The following is a 19,214-nucleotide window of genomic DNA, read 5'->3' on the forward strand; positions in this document are numbered from 1 at the left end:
TCTTCCTGTAGCTAGGTCGACCGTGAGTCTAGCGGCCTGCGCCGCTAAATCGAATCCCCAATCCTGGCACGATGTGTCCACATGCCTCAGGCCGAGGCGTTGGCAGGGCGAAAACTGAAGAAGTCACGAAGAGAATGCACGAAGTCGTCGTACTCGCGCGGCGCCTGCAACAGCATGAAGCCCGAGTCGTAATGCCCTGGCGTCTGGTCTTCGCGGCACCACAGGCAACTGGCGGTGAGATTGATGAACTGATGCCCACCGCCCGCCAACGGTACCCGCAGCTGCAATTCGAAGTCCGGCCCGACCAAGATCGGTAAAGAGCTGATCAACATCAATCCGTCTTCCGAGGCATTGCCCAGGTAGCCGATCTCTTGATCGGTAAAGCGGTTGTACACCTTGAGCACACAGGGCAGCTGGTGACGTTGGATGTGGCGCTGAATGAACATGATCGCAATGGTTGTCCGTACCCGGGCCAGGAATACGAGGTACTGGCGGTTGCTGTTACATCTAAGAGACAGATTAGCCCAGCACGCAGTGCAAATCTCGTGAAATCAAGGACACATTGGTGTTAACGCCAAGGGGTAGTCCTGACCGGGTTGGCCGCCGCCGCCTCACCAATGCGGTAATGCCCCAGCTTTTCAAGGGTCTGCAAGCGTGCACGGGCACGGTAGGCGTACTCGTTTTGTGGGTAACGCTGGATCAGGTATTCATAGGTCTGGGCAGCATCGACGTAGAGCTTTTGCCGCTCAAGGCACTGGCCCCGCAGCAGCGATACTTCCGGGTGGATGAACGGCCGGGCGCGACTGGTGCGATCGACCTGGGACAGCTCCAGCATGACCCGCTGGCAGTCGCCGCGATCATAGGCACGGTAGGCATTGTTCAGATGATGGTCCATCGACCACCGGGTGCAGCCGACGACACTGGCCGCGACAGCTAAAACGATCAGGGCTCGCATGGGGAATCTCCTTTGCTAGGCAGTGTATCGGCCAGATACGGCAAATCTTCACAGGCATTTGCAAGGATACCCCCACCGTTCAAATGCCACCCGTGCAGGATGCAAGGTAGTGCAACGGAACAATGACTACAGCGCAATTGAGGAGTAGCCTTTCGCTGCGCTTCACTATAGGAGTCTGTGCATGACCATCCGCCGTACCAAAATCGTCGCCACCCTTGGCCCCGCCAGCAACTCGCCGGAAGTGATCGAGCAATTGATCCTGGCCGGCCTGGACGTGGCACGCCTGAACTTCTCCCACGGCACTCCGGACGAGCACAAGGCCCGCGCTCGCCTGATCCGCGAGATCGCTGCCAAGAATGGTCGCCATGTCGCACTGCTGGGCGACCTGCAGGGTCCGAAGATCCGCATCGCCAAGTTCAGCAACAAGCGCATTGAACTGAAGATCGGTGACACCTTCACCTTCTCCACCGTCCACCCGCTGACCGAAGGCAACCAGGACATCGTCGGTATCGACTATCCCGACCTGGTCAAGGACTGCGGCGTCGGTGACGAACTGCTGCTCGATGACGGCCGCGTGGTCATGCGCGTCGAGACCGCCACTGCCGATGCCCTGCACTGCGTGGTGATCGTCGGTGGCCCGCTGTCGGACCACAAAGGCATCAACCGCAAAGGCGGCGGCCTGACCGCACCGGCCCTGACCGAAAAAGACAAGGCCGACATCAAGCTGGCCGCAGAAATGGACCTGGACTACCTGGCCGTGTCCTTCCCGCGCGATGCCAAGGACATGGAATACGCCCGCAAGCTGCGTGACGAAGCCGGCGGCAGCGCCTGGCTGGTGGCCAAGATCGAGCGCGCCGAAGCCGTGGCAGACGACGAGACCCTCGACGCCCTGATCGCCGCCTCCGACGCCGTCATGGTCGCCCGGGGTGACCTGGGTGTGGAAATCGGCGACGCCGAACTGATCGGTATCCAGAAGAAGATCATCCAGCACGCCCGCCGCAACAACAAAGCAGTGATCGTCGCGACCCAGATGATGGAGTCGATGATCCAGAACCCGATGCCGACCCGCGCAGAAGTGTCCGACGTGGCCAACGCCGTGCTCGACAACACCGACGCGGTCATGCTCTCGGCCGAAAGCGCCGCCGGTGCTTACCCGATCGAAGCGGTCCAGGCCATGGCGCGGATCTGCCAGGGTGCCGAGAAGCACCCGACCAACCAGAAATCCAGCCACCGCCTGCACACCACCTTCGAGCGCTGCGACGAAAGCATCGCGCTGGCCGCGATGTACACCGCCAACCACTTCCCCGGCGTCAAGGCGATCATTGCCCTCACCGAAAGTGGCTACACCCCGCTGATCATGTCGCGCCTGCGTTCGCACGTGCCGATCTTCGCCCTGTCGCCGCACCGCGCTACCCAAGCGCGCGCCTCGATGTTCCGCGGCGTCTACCCGATCGCGTTCGACCCGGCTTCGCTGCCGGCCGACAAGGTCAGCCAAGCGGCGGTCGATGAGCTGCTCAAGCGCGGCCTGGTCGAGCAAGGTGACTGGGTCATCCTGACCAAAGGCGACAGCTACCACACCATTGGTGGCACCAACGGCATGAAGATCCTGCATGTCGGTGATCCGCTGGTCGGCTGATAGCCTGGGAAGGGGCCGCTCTGCGGCCCTTTCGCGGGACAAGCCCGCTCCCACAGGCAACCCACTGAACTCAACGGCAGCAGGTTTTCTGTGGGAGCGGGCTTGCCCCGCGAAGAGGCCAGCATGAACACCGCAAAAAATCAGGCATGCTCGACAAACACATCGGCAAACACCTGATTCCTCGGCACCCCCGCAATAAACAGCCGCCGCGCAAACCGCTCCACACTCCCCGGCGAGCCGCACACCAGCGCCACGGTCTGCCGTGACGACGGCCGCAATGCCGCCAGTGCTTCATCCAGCTGCGCCGCCAGCACCCGCTCGACAGCCACCCCTTCAATAGCCTCCAGCGTCTCGGCCAGGTAATGCCCTGCGTGGTCACGCGCCACATGCATCACCCTGATTTCACCCCGATGCCCCTGCCGCAGAGCCTCACGCAGGATGCCCCACAATGGCGCAAGCCCTGTACCCGCCGCCAGCAACCAGAGCGGACGCGCCTGCCAATCGGGGTCGTAATGCAGCGCCCCGCCTCTGAGCTCGCCCAGGCGCAACACATTACCCACTTGCAGCCCACGGGCCTTGTCGCAAAAAGCCCCTGGCCGCTGGCAGTCGATATGAAACTCGAGAAAATCATCTTCACCCGGCAGGCTTGCCAGCGAATAAGGCCGCGCGACCGAACCGTTCCACAGCACCACATGCTGGCCGGCCTGGTAACGCAGCACCCGCTCGGGCCGCAGGCGCAAGCGCAACACATCACCTAACCAGTCCATCGCGCAGACCTGCGCGGGAATACCATCCTGCAGCGGGTCGAACACCGCCACGCGCAAGTCGCCCACTACCCGGCACTGGCAGGCCAGGCGCCAACCCTGTGCATGTTTTTCCAGTGCCAGGGCTTCGGGCAAGGCATCCGCCGGTTGCCCCTCCAGACAATGCACCAGGCAAGCGTGACAACTGCCGGCGCGGCAGCTGTAGGGCACATTCAACCCCGCCTCGTTCAAGGCATCGAGCAGGTTGCTGCCAGTGGGCACCGTCCAGCGGCGCTCGCCGACACTGAGTTCAGGCATGGTCATCATTTCTCCGGGTCTACAGCGCCACTCTAAGGCAAGCGGGCAGCGGCAGCAAAAAGGGTGCCCGTCGCTTGCCGACCATGGTCCAGACCACCCGCAGGTGTTTCGGCCACCGATGCGCGCTATACTGCCGCGCCTTTTTTGCGTCGGCCTGACCTGCCGACGCCTTGCCAGGCGTTTCGACGCGCAGGTGTGCAGCGTCGGAAAGCCTTTACGAATGTTCCCGTCTTTAAGAGGAGCGCGCTGCATGACCGTGATCAAGCAAGACGACCTGATTCAGAGCGTTGCCGACGCCCTGCAATTCATCTCGTACTACCACCCCGTCGACTTCATCCAGGCGATGCACGAGGCCTACCTGCGTGAAGAGTCGCCTGCTGCGCGCGATTCGATCGCCCAGATCCTGATCAACTCGCGCATGTGCGCCACAGGCCACCGCCCGATCTGCCAGGACACCGGTATCGTTACCGTGTTCGTGCGCGTCGGCATGGACGTGCGTTGGGACGGCGCCACCCTGAGCGTCGACGACATGATCAACGAAGGTGTGCGTCGCGCCTACAACCTGCCTGAAAACGTCCTGCGCGCCTCGATCCTGGCCGACCCGGCCGGTGCTCGCAAGAACACCAAGGACAACACCCCGGCCGTCATCCACTACTCGATCGTCCCAGGTGACAAGGTCGAAGTCGATGTCGCAGCCAAAGGCGGCGGCTCGGAAAACAAGTCGAAAATGGCCATGCTCAACCCATCCGACTCGATCGTCGACTGGGTCCTGAAGACCGTGCCGACCATGGGCGCTGGCTGGTGCCCGCCTGGCATGCTCGGCATCGGCATCGGCGGCACCGCCGAGAAAGCCGCGGTCATGGCCAAGGAAGTGTTGATGGAATCCATCGACATCCATGAGCTCAAGGCCCGTGGCCCGCAGAACCGCATCGAAGAGATCCGCCTGGAGCTGTTCGACAAGGTCAACCAACTGGGCATCGGCGCCCAGGGCCTGGGCGGCCTGACCACCGTGCTCGACGTCAAGATCATGGACTACCCAACCCACGCCGCCTCGTTGCCGGTGTGCATGATCCCTAACTGCGCTGCCACCCGTCACGCTCACTTCGTGCTCGACGGTTCTGGCCCAGCCGAGCTGGAAGCGCCGTCGCTGGACGCCTACCCAGAGATCGTCTGGGAAGCCGGTCCAAGCGCCCGCCGGGTCAACCTGGACAACATCACTCCAGAAGAAGTCGCCAGCTGGAAGCCGGGCGAGACCATCCTGCTCAACGGCAAGATGCTCACTGGCCGCGATGCGGCGCACAAGCGCATGGTCGAAATGCTCAACCGTGGCGAAGAGCTGCCGGTCGATCTGAAAGGCCGCTTCATCTACTACGTCGGCCCAGTCGATCCGGTCGGTGACGAAGTGGTTGGCCCAGCCGGCCCGACGACCGCAACGCGGATGGACAAGTTCACTCGCCAGATCCTTGAGCAAACTGGCCTGCTGGGCATGATCGGCAAGTCCGAGCGCGGCCCGACCGCGATCGAAGCGATCAAGGACAACAAGGCCGTGTACCTGATGGCCGTTGGCGGCGCTGCCTACCTGGTAGCTCAAGCGATCCGTAAATCGCAGGTGCTGGCCTTTGCCGAACTGGGCATGGAAGCGATCTACGAGTTCGAGGTCAAGGACATGCCGGTCACCGTCGCGGTGGACAGCAACGGTGAGTCGGTGCACATCACCGGTCCCGCGCTGTGGCAGGGCAAGATCGCTGAAAGCCTGGCGGTAGAAGTTAAGTAACTTTACTTTCGCTGGGTATAGAAGAACCGCCCTACATGGGCGGTTTTTTTTGATCGCGAACTGCCGGCCAGTCAGGAAATCCTGGTCCCGAGCACCTTGAGAAACGCCGCTAACCAAGCAGGATGTGCAGGCCAGGCGGGCGCCGTAACCAGATTGCCCTCGACATGGGCCTGATCCACCGCGATATCGATGAACGTGCCGCCAGCCAACTTCACCTCAGGCGCGCAGGCAGGATAGGCACTGCACTCCCGGCCCTCCAGCACACCGGCAGCAGCTAGAAGCTGGGCACCGTGACAGACCGCTGCAATCGGTTTGTTGGCCTGATCGAACGCCTTGACCAAGGCCAGCACCTGCTCATTCAGACGCAGGTACTCAGGCGCTCGCCCACCGGGGATCACCAAGGCATCGTAGCTTTCTGCACGCACCTGAACGAAATCGTAGTTCAGGGCAAAGTTGTGCCCAGGTTTTTCGCTGTAGGTCTGCTCACCTTCAAAGTCGTGGATGGCCGTGCGTACGGTCTGCCCGGCGATTTTTTCCGGGCAGACTGCGTGCACGGTATGGCCGACCATGGTCAGGGCCTGGAACGGCACCATTACCTCGTAATCCTCGACGTAGTCGCCCACCAGCATGAGAATTTTCTTTGCCGTCATTGCAAGCACCTCTCTGTTTGGGGTGTCTGTGCCGGCCTCATCGCGGGGCAAGCCCGCTCCCACGGGACCCCCGGTACAGACACATTAAATAAGCCAGCAGGAACGCCAACGATAGCTGGGAAAAGCGCGCTCAGCTGCGCCGATCGAGCAACAACACCACCAACCGATCCAGCCATCCCCACACTCGTTGCTTGACCCGGCGCCAGAGCGGGCGCGCATTCCAGTGATCCAGGTCGACCTCCTGGCTCAGGAGGAAATCCCGCTCGAAGCTGGCCGCCACCGCCGCAGTCAAGGGCGGGTCGAGCGCCTCGACATTGGCCTCCAGATTGAAGCGCAGGTTCCAATGGTCAAAGTTGCACGAGCCGACGCTGACCCAATCGTCGATCAGCACCATCTTCAGATGCAAAAAGCACGGCTGATACTCAAAGATGCGCACCCCCGAGCGCAGCAAGCGCGGGTAGTAGCGATGACCGGCATAGCGCACCGACGGGTGATCGGTGCGCGGGCCGGTCAGCAGCAGACGCACATCAATCCCGCGTGACGCCGCCCGGCGCAGGGAGCGGCGCACGCTCCAGGTCGGCAGGAAATACGGCGTCGCCAACCAGATCCGGCGCTGGCCGCTGTTCAGCGCGCGTACCAGCGAATGGAGGATGTCGCGGTGCTGGCGGGCATCGGCGTAGGCCACCCGGCCCATGCCCTGACCCTGCGCCGGCACTTTCGGCAAGCGCGGCAGACCGAAGCCCTCAGGCGGGCGCCAGGCCGTGCGGCGGTTGTTGGCGTGCCATTGGCGATCGAACAGCAGTTGCCAGTCGCTGACGATCGGCCCCTGCATCTGCACCATCACTTCATGCCATTCGCTGGCATCGGCGTCCGGGATCCAGAACTCATCGGTGACGCCGGTCCCGCCCACCACCGCCCAGCGTTCATCGACCAGCAGTATCTTGCGGTGGTCCCGATAAAGGTTGCGAAAACCGCGACGCCAGTTCAGCCGGTTGTACCAGCGCAGCAGCACCCCAGCGCTGAGCAAGCGCTCGCGCAGTGCCGAGGTAAACGCCAATGAGCCATAGTCATCGAACAGGCAGCGCACCCGCACGCCTCGCCGCGCTGCCTGCTCCAACGCGTCGACCACCGCCTCGGCACAGGCACCGGCCTCAACCAGGTACAGCTCCAGGTCAACCTGGTGCTGGGCGCGCACGATCGCCGTGAGCATGCGCGGAAAAAACTCGGGGCCATCGATCAGCAGTTCGAACTGGTTGCCATCGCGCCAGGGAAAGACCGGCCCCGGCATGTCAGCGGGCGTTGAAGATCAGCACCGCATTGACCGGCACCGACGGGTTGATCGAGTTGAGCTTGGCAAATTTGCGCAGGCTCTCAAGGCCCGGCAGCAGACCATAATCACTGGCGCGCAGAATCAGCGGTTCGAGGGTGACCACCTGGAAACGCCGCTCATCCAGACGGGTGGCCAGCAGCAGGGCGTTGTAGCTGTGCGACTGGCCGTGCAGGGTGACGGTGACCGGCAAGCGCAACTCGATCTGCGCACCGTCAGCCAGGTCGTTGATCGGGCGTAGATCAATCTGCGCCTTGACCGTGGCCTCGGGGAAGCGCTCGAACTCGAACAAGCCATCGCGCATACGCTCGTCGCGCAGTGGAATGCCGCTGCTCACCGAATCCATCTCGATGCTCAGCCCTGCCGTGCCCTTGCGGTCGACCTTGCCATGCAGCACCAGGAAGCGATGCACCTCGATGGTGTCGCCATTCTTGCCTGTGACAAATGACAAGCGCGACGACTCGCCGTCGAGGTGCCAGTTGGCGTGAGCGGGCAGGCACAAAGCCAGCAGCAGGGCAGGCAGGAGGCGGGCAAACTTGAACATGGAAAATCCTGTGAAACAAAGCGTTCAACCTTACTCGCCCGCCTTCACGGCAGCAAGCGGCAGCCCTCACGCGGGCCCTGCCAAGCGGCTTGATTGCTGCGGCCAAGGCCCTCGGCGATAACCACACGGGTGGCGCTGTGCTCTTGCAGGCGAGTGAGCGGCAGGTACTGCTGCACATAACCTCGGCAGTAGTGCTCGTCCAAGCCCATGACAAAGCGGCACGAGCAATACTCCTTGGCCGAGTAGGCTGAGAGAATCCCCGGGAAGTCCGCCAGCGCTTGCCGCTCATGCCAGGCCCACGCCAGCAGCAGTGCAACTAACAGCAATAGCACGCGCCTCATCTACCCTCCCCAGCCACCGCCGCCAGTACCCGCTCGAGCAGCGCGTTGTGGCTGTAGCTGCCATCGCGATCATCGCCATAGCGCACCACCACCAGTTTCTGGCTCGGCAGTACATACAGCGCCTGCCCCCAGTGGCCGAGCGCGGCGTACACATCTTGCGGGGCGTCTGGCCAGGGTGGCGGATGGCCCGGCACTGGTCGGTTGAGCCACCAGTGGCCGCCAGGATTGGCCTCACCCTCGATAGCTTGCGCATGAGCAAACAGTGCTCGATTGAAGGCGACCCAATCGACGGGTAGCAATTGCCGATCTTGCCACCGACCTTCCCTGAGCATCAGTAAACCGATGCGTCCCAGGTCGCGGGCGCTCAGGTACAGATAGGAGGAGCCGACAAAGGTCCCGGCGCCATCGCGTTCCCACACGGCACTGTCGATGCCCAGCGGGATGAACAGCGCTTGCCAGGGGTAGCTGGCGTGCTGCTGCGGGTCGAGCATCCCGCGCAAGGCAGCGGCCAGCAGGTTGCTGTCGCCGCTGGAATAGCGACTGCGCTGGCCCGGCGCCTGGTCAGCAGCCATTGCCGTCGCGTAGGCCGCCATATCCTGACGACCACGGGTATAGAGCATGGCCACCACCGACGATTTCAGCGGTGCGTATTCATAATCCTCCTGCCAGGCCAGACCGCTGGCCCAGTGCAAAAGATCGATCAGGCGCAGCTCAGGGTGCTTGGCCAAAGGTGGGTAGAAGCGCGCCGCCTGATCTTCTAGCCGGAATCGCTGTTCGCCATAAGCAACGCCGAGCAGCGTGGCCAGCACGCTTTTGCTCACCGACCAGGTCAAGTGCGAGGTATTGGCTGCAGTCGGCGCGTGGTAGCGCTCATACAGGATGCGGCCATCGCGAATGATCAGCAGTGCATCGCTACGCACGCCACTGCGCTCGGTCTCGTTGCGTTCGGGGAAGGCATAGTCGTCGACGGGCCGCCAGTCGATGGCAGCAGGTTGGCTTTGCCAGTCAGGTACAGGCCAGTCCTGCGCTGGCGCCGCACAGGCCAGCAGCGACAGCAGCCACAGCCCACCGCGAAACACGCGCATGCCCCGCCCTCTCATCTACGATCAGGCGAGCCTGGCAGCGTTTCATGACAGTCCGACAGCGGCCCAGGCCTTGGCCAAGCGCTTATCCCGTGCGGCAGTGGCCAGGGCCAGCACGCCCTGGTCGCGCTGCCACAACTGCGCCCACTGCTCAGGCCCTGCGGCCAAGGCTTGGTCAAGCTCGCCACGCAAGGCGTGGAACTGGGCGAACAGGCCGCCTAACAACAGATGGCAGCCCACACTGTCGGCGCACTGCCGGCTACCTTCAGCGCAGCCGCCGAGCAGGCCTAGCAGACGCAGCTGCAACGCCTGGGGCCAGGCACTTTCCTGGCCGACGCCGTACAACCAGGCCACCAGGGCGGCAAGTACATACAGATCTTCCAGAGAACGGAACGGTTTGACGTAGGCGTCCCAGCCATCGCCTGCCAGCAGCTCGCAGGCGGCTTGCTGCAATGTCAGGCGAGCATGGCCGACTTCGGGCATCAGCGGCAGGGTCGGCAACGCCTCCAGGGTTACCCCCGGCTCACCTGGGTAGACCACCGCCAGCTTCAACTGAGCAGACTCGCCCGCAGCTTCGCAACGCGCCGCCACCAGCAGCCATTCAGCTTCGAGCCCGGCGGTGACGAAGTCCTTGCGCCCGGTCACACGCAAGCCCTCCAGGCGGCTGTGCAAATCTGCCGGACGCACGCTGCGCCGCTCAGTGGCGCACAACGCGCCGAGCGCGGCCGGGGCGCTGGGCCAGAGCACGCGCAAGGCCGCCTGATAGCCGATCAGGAACGCCAGCCCCGGGGTGGCCATGGCCCGCCCGCCAAGCACCGCCAATTCGAACGGCGCAGCGGTGCCCAGGCGTTCGAGCTGCGCGGCATAGGTTTGCCCAAGGCTGGCGGCCAGGGGTTGGCGTAATGGGTCGTTGAGTCGTTGCAACCAAGCCATCAGACGCTCCTTAAAAGGCTGTCACGCAAGCATCACCAAAGATTCACCGAGGTGACACCAGGCGTACCTAGGCTGACTTTGCACAACAAAGCCGACCGGCCGCAACCCTTAATGGCTGGCTTATGGAGACTCGTAATGACTCGGATCGCTCGCTCTGGCGACAACAGCACTGAACGCCGTCTGCAAGCCGAACGCCTGGTCGGCGCTGCGGCCCTGCAGGAAGCACAGGCCCTGCGTTTCAAGGTGTTCAGCGCCGAATTCAAGGCCAAGCTCAAAGGCGCCGAACAGGGCCTGGACATGGATGACTACGATATCCACTGCCGCCATATTGGCGTACGCGACCTGACTACGGGCGAATTGGTCGCCACCACCCGCCTGCTCGACCACCAGGCCGCCAGCAGCCTGGGTCGCTTCTACAGCGAAGAAGAATTCAGCCTGCATGGCCTGCTGCAGCTGCAAGGCCCGATCCTCGAACTGGGCCGCACCTGCGTCGCCGCCGAGTACCGCAACGGCGGCACCATCGCGGTACTCTGGGGCGAGCTGGCCGAAGTGCTCAACGAAGGCCATTACAGCTACCTGATGGGCTGCGCCAGCATCCCCATGCAGGACGGCGGCGTGCAGGCCCACGCCATCATGCAGCGCCTGCGTGAGCGCTACCTGTGCACCGAGCACTTGCGCGCCGAGCCGAAAAAGCCGCTGCCAAGCCTTGCCCTGCCGAACAATGTCATCGCCGAAATGCCGCCATTGCTCAAGGCCTACATGCGCCTGGGCGCGAAGATCTGCGGCGAGCCCTGCTGGGACGAAGACTTCCAAGTCGCCGACGTGTTCATCCTGCTCAAGCGGGACGATCTCTGCCCGCGCTACGCCCGTCACTTCAAGGCAGCGGTCTGATGCTGCGGCTGCGGGTGATCGCCCGCCTGGCCCGGTTGCTGATGGTGCTGTTGCTCGGCGCTGGCATGGCTAGCGTGGTGGCTGTACGCGAACGCCTGGGGCTGGAGATGTCGATCGAGCGACGCCAGCGCTGGAGCCGGTTTTTCATGCAACGGCTGGTCGCCGCCCTGCCCTTTGAGGTGCAGGTGATCGGTGAGTTACCGCAGCGCCCCATGTTGTGGATCGGCAACCACGTGTCCTGGACTGACATTCCGCTGCTGGGCATGCTCACTCCGCTGTCATTTCTGTCCAAGGCCGAGGTGCGTCACTGGCCATTGGCGGGCTGGCTGGCAGAGAAAGCCGGGACGTTGTTCATTCGCCGCGGCGGTGGTGATGGCCAACGCCTGCGTGAGCAGATCAGCGCGCAATTGGCTCAGCAGCGGCCTTTACTGATTTTCCCTGAAGGCACCACCACCGATGGGCGCAGCTTGCGCACCTTCCATGGCCGCCTGCTGGCGGGTGCGATTGACCAGGGGACGCCGGTGCAGCCGGTGGCGATTCAGTACTTGCGTGAAGGTGAGGTCGACTTGATCGCGCCGTTTATTGGTGATGATGACCTGCTGTCGCACTTGATGCGTTTGTTTGCCAAGCCGCGTGGGCAGGTGCAGATTCACCTGTTGCCACCGATCGACAGCCTGGAAAAAGAACGTGCGGTCCTGGCCTTACAGGCGCAGCAGGCCATTCATATGGCGCTGTTCGGTGCTGAAGAAATCGAGGTGGCGCCTCGCCGACAGGCACGTGCGGCCTGATGGTCTGTTGAAATCACTACCGGCCTCTTCGCGGCGGTTCGGCGCGAAGAGGCCGGGTCTGCTGACACATCATCAACGGCCAGCCGCAAATGCCTGCAACTGCGGATAAAACTCACGAAAGTCCGCCAGTAACGGCTCATACAACTCGTCCAACTCGCCCATCACCCCCGCCATCCCCTCAGGCCGCGACAAGCGCCGGGCGATACCCTTGAACACCTGCTCCAGCGTCGCGAAATCTCCATAAGCCCCCAGCCAGTCATCCGCCGCCATCAACGGCGCAATCTGCGCCAAACGCCCCGGCAGCTCAGGCTCGGCCAGCAACACCTGATAGAACCCGTGGGTGAACTGTGCCAATGGCTGCTCGGCATAGTCCTGCCAATGCCGCGCCAGGCAATGATCGAAAAACACATCCAGGACGATCCCGGCATAACGCCGCCGCTCACGCGGAAAACGCGCCAGCGACGCCAGCACCAGCGGGTGGCTGTCGGTAAAACTGTCGATGTGCCGGTGCAGCCGAATCGCCGCCTCCAGCATCGGTGGAAAGCGCCCTTGCAAGCCGCCTTTGACGAAATCGCCATACAAGCTGCCGAGCAATTGCTGCGGCTGCTGGCCGCCCAGGTGCAAGTGTGCGAGGTAGTTCATGGCGCCAAGTCTAGCACTGGCCGCAGGCATATCGTTATAACCCGATATAACGATTGGCGCTGAGCTCAGCATCTTTTCATATTTGTATATCGCGAAATACCGATTTATATTTCGCCCCATCGCGATATACCGCTACACATCACGAGCCCCTCTCATGCCTCTCGATCTCGACGAAATAATAAAAGCCCTGTCCCACCCGGTACGGCGAGAAATCCTCACCTGGCTGAAAGACCCGGCGGCGCAATTCCCCGACCAGCACCACAGCACCGAACACGGTGTCTGTGCCGGGCAGATCGACCAACGCTGCGGCCTGTCGCAGTCGACCGTCTCTGCGCACCTGGCGACGCTGCAGCGTGCCGGCCTGATCAGCAGCCAGAAGATCGGTCAGTGGCACTTCTTCAAACGCAACGAGGACACCATCCAGGCGTTTCTCAAGCAGATGAGCCAAGAGCTCTGAAAAGGACCTTGCAATGCCGCTTCCCCTATTGATCCTGGCGCTCAGCGCCTTCGCCATCGGCACCACCGAATTCGTCATCATGGGCCTGCTGCCCGAAGTGGCGCTGGATTTGGGTGTGTCGATCCCTGGTGCCGGCTGGCTGGTGACCGGCTACGCCCTGGGCGTGGCCATCGGCGCGCCGTTCATGGCCCTGGCCACCGCCCGCCTGCCGCGTAAAGCCGCACTGGTGACGCTGATGGGCGTGTTCATCGTCGGCAACCTGCTGTGTGCGGTGGCCAGCGACTACAACCTGCTGATGTTCGCCCGCGTGGTCACCGCGCTGTGTCACGGCGCATTCTTCGGTATCGGCTCGGTGGTCGCCGCCAGCCTGGTGCCAGCCAATCGCCGCGCCTCGGCAGTGGCGTTGATGTTCACCGGCCTGACCTTGGCCAACGTGCTTGGTGTGCCGCTGGGCACGGCGCTGGGGCAGGTGGCGGGTTGGCGTTCGACCTTCTGGGCAGTCACCGGTATCGGCGTGATCGCGCTGATCGGCCTGGTGCGCTTCCTACCGCTGCAACGTCAGCAAGAAGCGGTGGACATGCGCGCTGAGCTTGCCGCCCTCAAGGGTATCGGCATCTGGCTGTCGCTGAGCATGACCGTGCTGTTCGCCGCCTCGATGTTCGCCCTGTTCACCTATGTCGCGCCGCTGCTCGGTGATGTCACCGGCGTATCGCCACGCGGGGTGACCTGGACCCTGCTGCTGATCGGCCTGGGCCTGACCCTGGGCAACATCCTCGGTGGCAAGCTGGCTGACCGCCGCTTGGGCGCCACCCTGGTCGGTGTGTTCGCCGCCATGGCCGTGGTGTCCACCGCGCTGAGCTGGACCAGCAGCGCCCTGGTGCCGGCCGAGATCACCCTGTTCCTCTGGGCTACCGCCGCGTTTGCCGCAGTGCCGGCCTTGCAGGTCAACGTGGTCAGCTACGGCAAGGCCGCACCGAATCTGGTCTCGACCCTGAATATCGGCGCGTTCAACCTGGGCAATGCCTTGGGCGCTTGGGTCGGTGGCAGCGTCATCGCCCATGGCCTGGGCCTGACCCGCGTGCCGCTGGCCGCAGCCGCCCTGGCGCTGTTGGCGTTGATCGTCACCCTGATCGCTTTCAGCCAGCGCGGTGGCGACGCCGAACTGGCCGCTGCTTCCCATTGATCCTTGCGAGGTAACACCGATGACCACGCTGTTCGATCCGCTGACCTTGGGCGAGTTACAACTGCCCAACCGCATCATCATGGCGCCGCTGACCCGTTGCCGCGCCGATGCAGGCCGGGTGCCCAACGCACTGATGGCCGAGTACTACGTGCAGCGCGCCAGCGCCGGGCTGATCATCAGCGAGGCGACCTCTGTCACGCCAATGGGCGTCGGTTATCCGGACACCCCAGGGATCTGGTCCAACGACCAGGTGCGCGGCTGGAACAACGTGACCAAGGCGGTGCATGGGGCTGGCGGGCGAATCGTCCTGCAGCTGTGGCATGTTGGGCGCATCTCCCATCCCAGCTACCTCAATGGCGAATTGCCGGTCGCACCGAGTGCGATCCAGCCCAAAGGCCATGTCAGCCTGGTCCGGCCGCTGGCCGAATACCCCACACCACGGGCCCTGGAAAGCGAAGAGATCGCCGATATCGTCGATGCCTATCGGGTGGGTGCGGAGAACGCCAAGGCGGCGGGTTTCGATGGCGTGGAGATTCATGGCGCCAACGGTTACCTGCTCGATCAGTTTTTGCAAAGCAGCACCAACCAGCGCAACGACAACTACGGTGGTTCGCTGGAGAACCGCGCACGACTGCTGCTGGAAGTGACCGATGCGGTGATCGAGGTGTGGGGTGCGGGCCGCGTTGGCGTGCACCTGGCGCCGCGGGCCGATGCGCATGATATGGGCGATGCCGATCGGGTCGAGACCTTTACCTACGTTGCCCGCGAATTGGGCAAGCGGGGTATCGCGTTTATCTGCTCGCGGGAAAAACAGGCCGATGACAGCATTGGGCCGCTGATCAAACAAGCCTTTGGCGGGCCGTATATCGTCAATGAGCGGTTCGACAAAGCCAGTGCCAATGCGGCGTTGGCCAGTGGCAAGGCGGATGCAGTGGCGTTTGGCATTCCATTTATTGCCAATCCTGATTTGCCGGCGCGCTTGGCTGGCGATGCACCGCTCAATGAGCCGCGGCCGGAGACCTTCTATGGCAAGGGGGCTGTGGGGTATATCGATTATCCGCGGTTGTAAGTGACATCCCGGGGCCGCTCTGCGCCCCTTCGCGGGCAAGCCCGCTCCTACAGATCCGCGCTGACCTTGTAGGAGCGGGCTTGCCCGCGAAAGGCCGCAAAGCGGCCTCACGATCTCTAGGGCCTGGCGTTAATCTGCTGCTGCAAGTTCTGAATCTGGCTCTGCAGGGTGTTGATGCTGCGGGTAGTCTGCCCGCGGAAGGCATCGAACTCCTGTACCGAAGCCCCACCAGCCGTGGCCGCTGGCTTGTTGTCGACCTGGCTCTTGAGTACCAGCACATCCTGCTCCAGGCTCTCGATCGCCGCGCTCGGATTGCCCTGCTTCTTCAACGCTGCAACTTCACTGCTCAAGCTCTTGAGCTCGCTGTCCAACTTGCCACCGTCCAACTGCCCCGACTTGAGCGCCGCCAGCTCAGCGTTGACCGCTTTCAGTTGCGCCTGCAACTGGCTCTGCAACTCGGTCACCGCTTTTTGCTGCTCGCGGGTATCGGCCAGCACCTGCTCCAGGCGCTTGCCCAAATCCCCGGCTTGCCCCGCCACCCCCTGCTGCTGCTTGCCCTGTTCGGCCAAACTTGCCTGCAACTGGCGAATCTGCAACTTCAACGCCTCGCTCCCGGTGCTGACGCTGGCATCGCTGGCATCGACCTTGCCGCTGATCGCCTGCAAGCGCCCGGCGGCTTCTTCGCTGATGCGGGCGAAGCTTTCCTGGGTGGCCACCAGTTGCTGCTCCATCAGCGAAATCTGCTGAAAACTCCACCAGCCCAACCCGGCCAAGGCGATGAACGACGCGCCCAGCAGCGCCCACAGCGGGCCATTGCTGGCCGGCCGCGCGGCCTTCTGCCGCGTGCGCGCGACATGCGCAGGGAGCAATTCATCATCATCGGGGGTGCCGGCGCGCAGGGTGGGCACGTCGTCGAAATCGTCTCGAGCATCGTTACGCATGGGTGGATTCAACCGCGGTGGTAGCAAAGAGGCATTTGGGTTTGTACGAAAAGTCGCCGAGCGGCGATCAGGCAAGGCGAAAACAGGCGAGGAAGCGGAGTTTACTGATTGTAAATGAGCATTCCGAGCCTGTTTTCAACGCAGCATGATCGTCGCGCAGGCACTTTTCGAACAAAGCCTAGTATAAACCGCGCAAACGGCGGCGCACTGATGACCATCATACCTGCGCCAGGTTCACTGGTTGCCTGGGACGTTCTTCCACCACGCGCAGAATTCATCCAGCGCACTCCACAAGCTGACCTGCGGGCGGTAGTCCAGATACTGGCGCGCGCGGCTGATGTCGAGGGTGAAGTCCTTGCTCATCACCTGCATGCCTAAGCGCGACAAGGTCGGCTGCGGGCGACCGGGCCAGAGCATGCAGGCGGCTTCGTTCAGAGCCGCCATGCTGTAGGCCAGGCCGTAGGAGCGGTAGCGGGTGACCTGCGGCAGATGCATCTGGCGCATCACGTAGTTGACCACATCCCACAACGGCAACGGCTGGCCATTGCTGATGTTGTAGGCCTGGCCCAAGGCCTGGTCATCGGCGAACAGCGCGCTGAGCAGTGCCTCGTTGAGGTTATGCACACTGGTGAAGTCGACCTTGTTCAGGCCGTTGCCGATGATCGCCAGACGGCGCTTGCGCTGCATCTGCATCAGCCGGGGGAAAATGCTCGCGTCGCCTGCGCCGGTGACGAAGCGCGGCCGCAATGCCAGCACCTCAAGACCAAACTCCTGGGCACCAAAGACCTTCTGCTCGGCCAGATACTTGGTGGTCGCGTAATGATCATGCAAGCGCCGCGGCACCTGGTCTTCACGGATATCCAGGCGCGAGCGGCCATTGAAGTAGATCGACGGCGACGACAGGTGCACCAAGCGCCGCACATGCTCCTTGATGCAGCCTTCGACCACGTTCTCGGTGACCACCACATTGGCCTGGTGGAAATCCTGGTAGCGGCCCCAGTTACCCACCGCCCCTGCACAGTGCACCACGGCATCGACGCCCTGGCACAGGCGCCGGGCCAGTTCGGCATCGCCCAGATCACCGGGGATGAACTGCGCGCCGCGCTTGACCAGGTGCTCCACGCCTTCGGCACGCCGGCCATTGACGCGCACGTCCAGGCCCTGCTCCAGGGCAAAACGCGCAAAGCGCCCGCCAATGAAGCCGCTCGCGCCGGTGACCAGAATTCGCATGTAACACTCCGCCTTGCCAGATTTCAGATGCAGTTGACGTCGCCAGCCCCTACAAGGGCACCAGCCAGCCCGGCGCCATCTGGCGCAGGTGCTCGGTCAATTGCGCGAGCAGTTGCCCGCCGTTGCGCCAATGATGCCAGTACAGCGGCACATCGATAGGGGTATCGGCGCAGATTTCCACTAATTCACCTCCCTGCAACTGGGCGGCGACCTGGCGCTCCGGCACCAACCCCCAACCCAAGCCTGCTTCGGTCAGGCGCAAAAAACCTTCGGAAGACGGGCACAGGTGATGCAGGAAGCCTTCCTGGATGCCCAGTGAAGCCAGGTAACGATGCTGGAGAAAATCATCCGGGCCGAACACGATCGCCGGGGTGCGCGCCAGCCGCTTGGGCTCAAAGCCGTGGGGGAAGTAGCGAGCCATGAACGCCGGGCTTGCCAGGGCTCGATAGCGCATCGCCCCCAGCAGCAGGCTGCGCGCGCCCGCCACCGGCCGTTCGCTGCCACACAGGCACGCCGCCACTTCGCCGGCGCGCATGCGTTTAAGGCCCACTTCCTGATCCTCCACCACCAGGTCCAGCAACACCTGCTGCTCGGCGCAGAACGTGCCCACGGCGCCTGCCCACCAGGTCGCCAGGCTATCGGCGTTGAGGGCAATCCGCAGACGCTCAGGCATGCCCTCCTCGTCCAGCGCCGGCACTTGGCGCTGCAAGTCGCGCTCAAGTAAACGCACCTGCTGCACATGGTTGAGCAACTGCCGGCCGACTTCGGTAGGGCTGGGCGGGGTAGCACGCACCAGCACCGGCTGGCCGACCCGCGCCTCAAGCAACTTGATGCGCTGAGAGATCGCCGATTGCGACAGCCCCAGGACCTGCGCTGCACGCTCGAAACCGCCCTGTTCGATCACCGCAGCGAGGGCGGCAAGCAGTTTATAATCGAACATCGATTTTCCTAATGACTGATCAGCTTTATTTGTTTTTCTTATACAGCGGGAATATCCACAATGACCAGCATTCAATCAGCAAAACAGCGTCGACCCAGCGGTCGACGTCAGTGGAGTGTTCGCGCTATGTGGCAAAGCTATCTAAACGGCATGTTGGTCGCCTTTGGCCTGATCATGGCCATCGGCACGCAGAACGCCTTTGTCCTGGCCCAGAGCCTGCGCCGCGAGCACCACCTGCCGGTGGCCTTGTTGTGCATCGTGTGTGACGCCATTCTGGTCGCTGCCGGGGTGTTTGGCCTGGCCACGGTACTGGCACATAACCCGATGCTGCTGGCGGCAGCGCGCTGGGGCGGCGCGGTGTTTCTCATCTGGTATGGCGCCAAGGCGCTGCAACGGGCGTGCTCCAAGCAGAGCCTGCAACAACAGGAAGGCCAGGGCATGCGCTCACGTCGCGCGGTACTGCTCAGCGCCTTGGCCGTGACCTTGCTCAACCCACACGTGTATCTCGATACGGTGCTGCTGATCGGCTCGCTGGGCGCCCAGCAAAGCGTACCCGGAGCCTATGTGGCCGGGGCTGCCAGCGCCTCGCTGGTGTGGTTCTTCACCCTCGCCCTGGGCGCCGCTTGGCTGGCCCCATGGCTGGCGCGCCCCACCACCTGGCGCCTGCTCGACCTGATGGTGGCAGTGATGATGTTCGCCGTGGCTGCGCAGTTGATCTTCAATTGACGGCCATAGGTCAGCGGCCATGTAACCGCTCTGGAACCTCTATT

General features: G+C 63.1%; 21 protein-coding genes. 8 read left to right on the forward strand and 13 right to left on the reverse strand.

Translation table 11 applies throughout. The annotated features are described in order from the left end of the window. Positions 1-86: 86 nt before the first annotated feature. Complete coding sequence (locus HU737_RS17300; RefSeq protein WP_186553928.1) at positions 87-446, reverse strand: PilZ domain-containing protein; 360 nt, start codon at positions 444-446, stop codon at positions 87-89. 122 nt (positions 447-568) lie between these two features. Then, positions 569-955, reverse strand: a complete 387-nt coding sequence (locus tag HU737_RS17305) for a tetratricopeptide repeat protein (RefSeq protein ID WP_186553927.1) — start codon at positions 953-955, stop codon at positions 569-571. 181 nt (positions 956-1,136) lie between these two features. Between HU737_RS17305 and pyk the strand changes: the two genes are divergently transcribed. Continuing rightward, positions 1,137-2,591, forward strand: coding sequence for a pyruvate kinase (pyk, locus tag HU737_RS17310; RefSeq protein ID WP_186553926.1), 1,455 nt, complete (start codon positions 1,137-1,139; stop codon positions 2,589-2,591). 140 nt (positions 2,592-2,731) lie between these two features. Here pyk and HU737_RS17315 read toward each other — a convergent pair whose 3' ends face one another. After that, positions 2,732-3,652, reverse strand: a complete 921-nt coding sequence (locus HU737_RS17315) for an iron-sulfur-binding ferredoxin reductase (protein WP_186553925.1) — start codon at positions 3,650-3,652, stop codon at positions 2,732-2,734. Positions 3,653-3,902: 250 nt separating this feature from the next. On the opposite strand from HU737_RS17315, the gene HU737_RS17320 reads away from it, so the two are divergent. Next, positions 3,903-5,426: a fumarate hydratase gene (locus HU737_RS17320; RefSeq protein WP_186553924.1), complete on the forward strand. Its 1,524-nt coding sequence runs from the start codon at positions 3,903-3,905 to the stop codon at positions 5,424-5,426. 71 nt (positions 5,427-5,497) lie between these two features. Here HU737_RS17320 and HU737_RS17325 read toward each other — a convergent pair whose 3' ends face one another. The 6 genes from HU737_RS17325 to HU737_RS17350 all read right to left on the reverse strand — a co-directional run bounded on the left by HU737_RS17325 (position 5,498) and on the right by HU737_RS17350 (position 10,303). Continuing rightward, positions 5,498-6,076 carry a DJ-1/PfpI family protein gene (locus HU737_RS17325; RefSeq protein WP_186553923.1) on the reverse strand — a complete coding sequence of 193 codons (579 nt, stop codon included), beginning with the start codon at positions 6,074-6,076 and terminating at the stop codon, positions 5,498-5,500. Between the two features lie 130 nt (positions 6,077-6,206). Beyond that, positions 6,207-7,364, reverse strand: coding sequence for a phospholipase D-like domain-containing protein (locus tag HU737_RS17330; protein WP_186553922.1), 1,158 nt, complete (start codon positions 7,362-7,364; stop codon positions 6,207-6,209). Between the two features lies 1 nt (position 7,365). Beyond that, a complete protein-coding gene (locus HU737_RS17335) occupies positions 7,366-7,947 on the reverse strand; it encodes a YceI family protein (RefSeq protein WP_186553921.1) in 582 nt (193 codons plus the stop codon). A 44-nt stretch (positions 7,948-7,991) separates the two neighbouring features. Beyond that, complete coding sequence (locus HU737_RS17340) at positions 7,992-8,288, reverse strand: amidase (protein ID WP_186553920.1); 297 nt, start codon at positions 8,286-8,288, stop codon at positions 7,992-7,994. Next, a complete protein-coding gene (locus HU737_RS17345) occupies positions 8,285-9,373 on the reverse strand; it encodes a serine hydrolase domain-containing protein (RefSeq protein ID WP_186553919.1) in 1,089 nt (362 codons plus the stop codon). The genes HU737_RS17340 and HU737_RS17345 overlap by 4 nt, the downstream gene beginning before the upstream one ends. A 42-nt stretch (positions 9,374-9,415) precedes the next feature. Next, positions 9,416-10,303, reverse strand: coding sequence for an acyl-CoA dehydrogenase middle domain-containing protein (locus HU737_RS17350; protein ID WP_186553918.1), 888 nt, complete (start codon positions 10,301-10,303; stop codon positions 9,416-9,418). 135 nt (positions 10,304-10,438) lie between these two features. On the opposite strand from HU737_RS17350, the gene olsB reads away from it, so the two are divergent. Continuing rightward, on the forward strand, positions 10,439-11,194 hold the full coding sequence (gene olsB / locus HU737_RS17355) for an L-ornithine N(alpha)-acyltransferase (RefSeq protein WP_186553917.1): 756 nt from the start codon (positions 10,439-10,441) through the stop codon (positions 11,192-11,194). Beyond that, entirely contained in the window at positions 11,194-11,982 is a 789-nt protein-coding gene (locus HU737_RS17360) for a lysophospholipid acyltransferase family protein (protein ID WP_186553916.1), read from the forward strand. Before olsB ends, HU737_RS17360 begins: the two co-directional genes overlap by 1 nt. A 72-nt stretch (positions 11,983-12,054) precedes the next feature. Here the strand turns inward: HU737_RS17360 and HU737_RS17365 are convergent, their stop codons facing one another. Then, a complete protein-coding gene (locus HU737_RS17365; RefSeq protein ID WP_186553915.1) occupies positions 12,055-12,624 on the reverse strand; it encodes an acyl carrier protein phosphodiesterase in 570 nt (189 codons plus the stop codon). A gap of 154 nt (positions 12,625-12,778) precedes the next feature. Between HU737_RS17365 and HU737_RS17370 the strand changes: the two genes are divergently transcribed. From HU737_RS17370 to HU737_RS17380, 3 genes are read left to right on the forward strand one after another with little or no spacing between them, the layout of a single operon-like run. After that, positions 12,779-13,081 (forward strand): ArsR/SmtB family transcription factor, encoded by a 303-nt coding sequence (locus HU737_RS17370; protein WP_186553914.1) that lies wholly within the window; start codon positions 12,779-12,781, stop codon positions 13,079-13,081. 13 nt (positions 13,082-13,094) lie between these two features. Then, on the forward strand, positions 13,095-14,264 hold the full coding sequence (locus HU737_RS17375) for an MFS transporter (protein ID WP_186553913.1): 1,170 nt from the start codon (positions 13,095-13,097) through the stop codon (positions 14,262-14,264). Positions 14,265-14,283: 19 nt separating this feature from the next. Continuing rightward, complete coding sequence (locus tag HU737_RS17380) at positions 14,284-15,333, forward strand: alkene reductase (protein WP_186553912.1); 1,050 nt, start codon at positions 14,284-14,286, stop codon at positions 15,331-15,333. A 116-nt stretch (positions 15,334-15,449) separates the two neighbouring features. Here the strand turns inward: HU737_RS17380 and HU737_RS17385 are convergent, their stop codons facing one another. From HU737_RS17385 to HU737_RS17395, 3 genes are all read right to left on the reverse strand, one after another. Next, complete coding sequence (locus tag HU737_RS17385; protein ID WP_186553911.1) at positions 15,450-16,274, reverse strand: ATPase; 825 nt, start codon at positions 16,272-16,274, stop codon at positions 15,450-15,452. Between the two features lie 234 nt (positions 16,275-16,508). Then, positions 16,509-17,504 carry an NAD-dependent epimerase/dehydratase family protein gene (locus HU737_RS17390; RefSeq protein ID WP_186553910.1) on the reverse strand — a complete coding sequence of 332 codons (996 nt, stop codon included), beginning with the start codon at positions 17,502-17,504 and terminating at the stop codon, positions 16,509-16,511. A gap of 49 nt (positions 17,505-17,553) precedes the next feature. Then, positions 17,554-18,444, reverse strand: coding sequence for a LysR family transcriptional regulator ArgP (locus HU737_RS17395; protein ID WP_186553909.1), 891 nt, complete (start codon positions 18,442-18,444; stop codon positions 17,554-17,556). Positions 18,445-18,570: 126 nt separating this feature from the next. Here HU737_RS17395 and HU737_RS17400 point away from each other — a divergent pair, with 126 nt between their 5' ends. Next, positions 18,571-19,170, forward strand: a complete 600-nt coding sequence (locus HU737_RS17400) for a LysE/ArgO family amino acid transporter (RefSeq protein WP_186553908.1) — start codon at positions 18,571-18,573, stop codon at positions 19,168-19,170. The last annotated feature ends 44 nt before the right edge of the window (positions 19,171-19,214 follow it).

This window comes from Pseudomonas urmiensis (assembly GCF_014268815.2).
Classification (GTDB): Bacteria; Pseudomonadota; Gammaproteobacteria; order Pseudomonadales; family Pseudomonadaceae; genus Aquipseudomonas; species Aquipseudomonas urmiensis.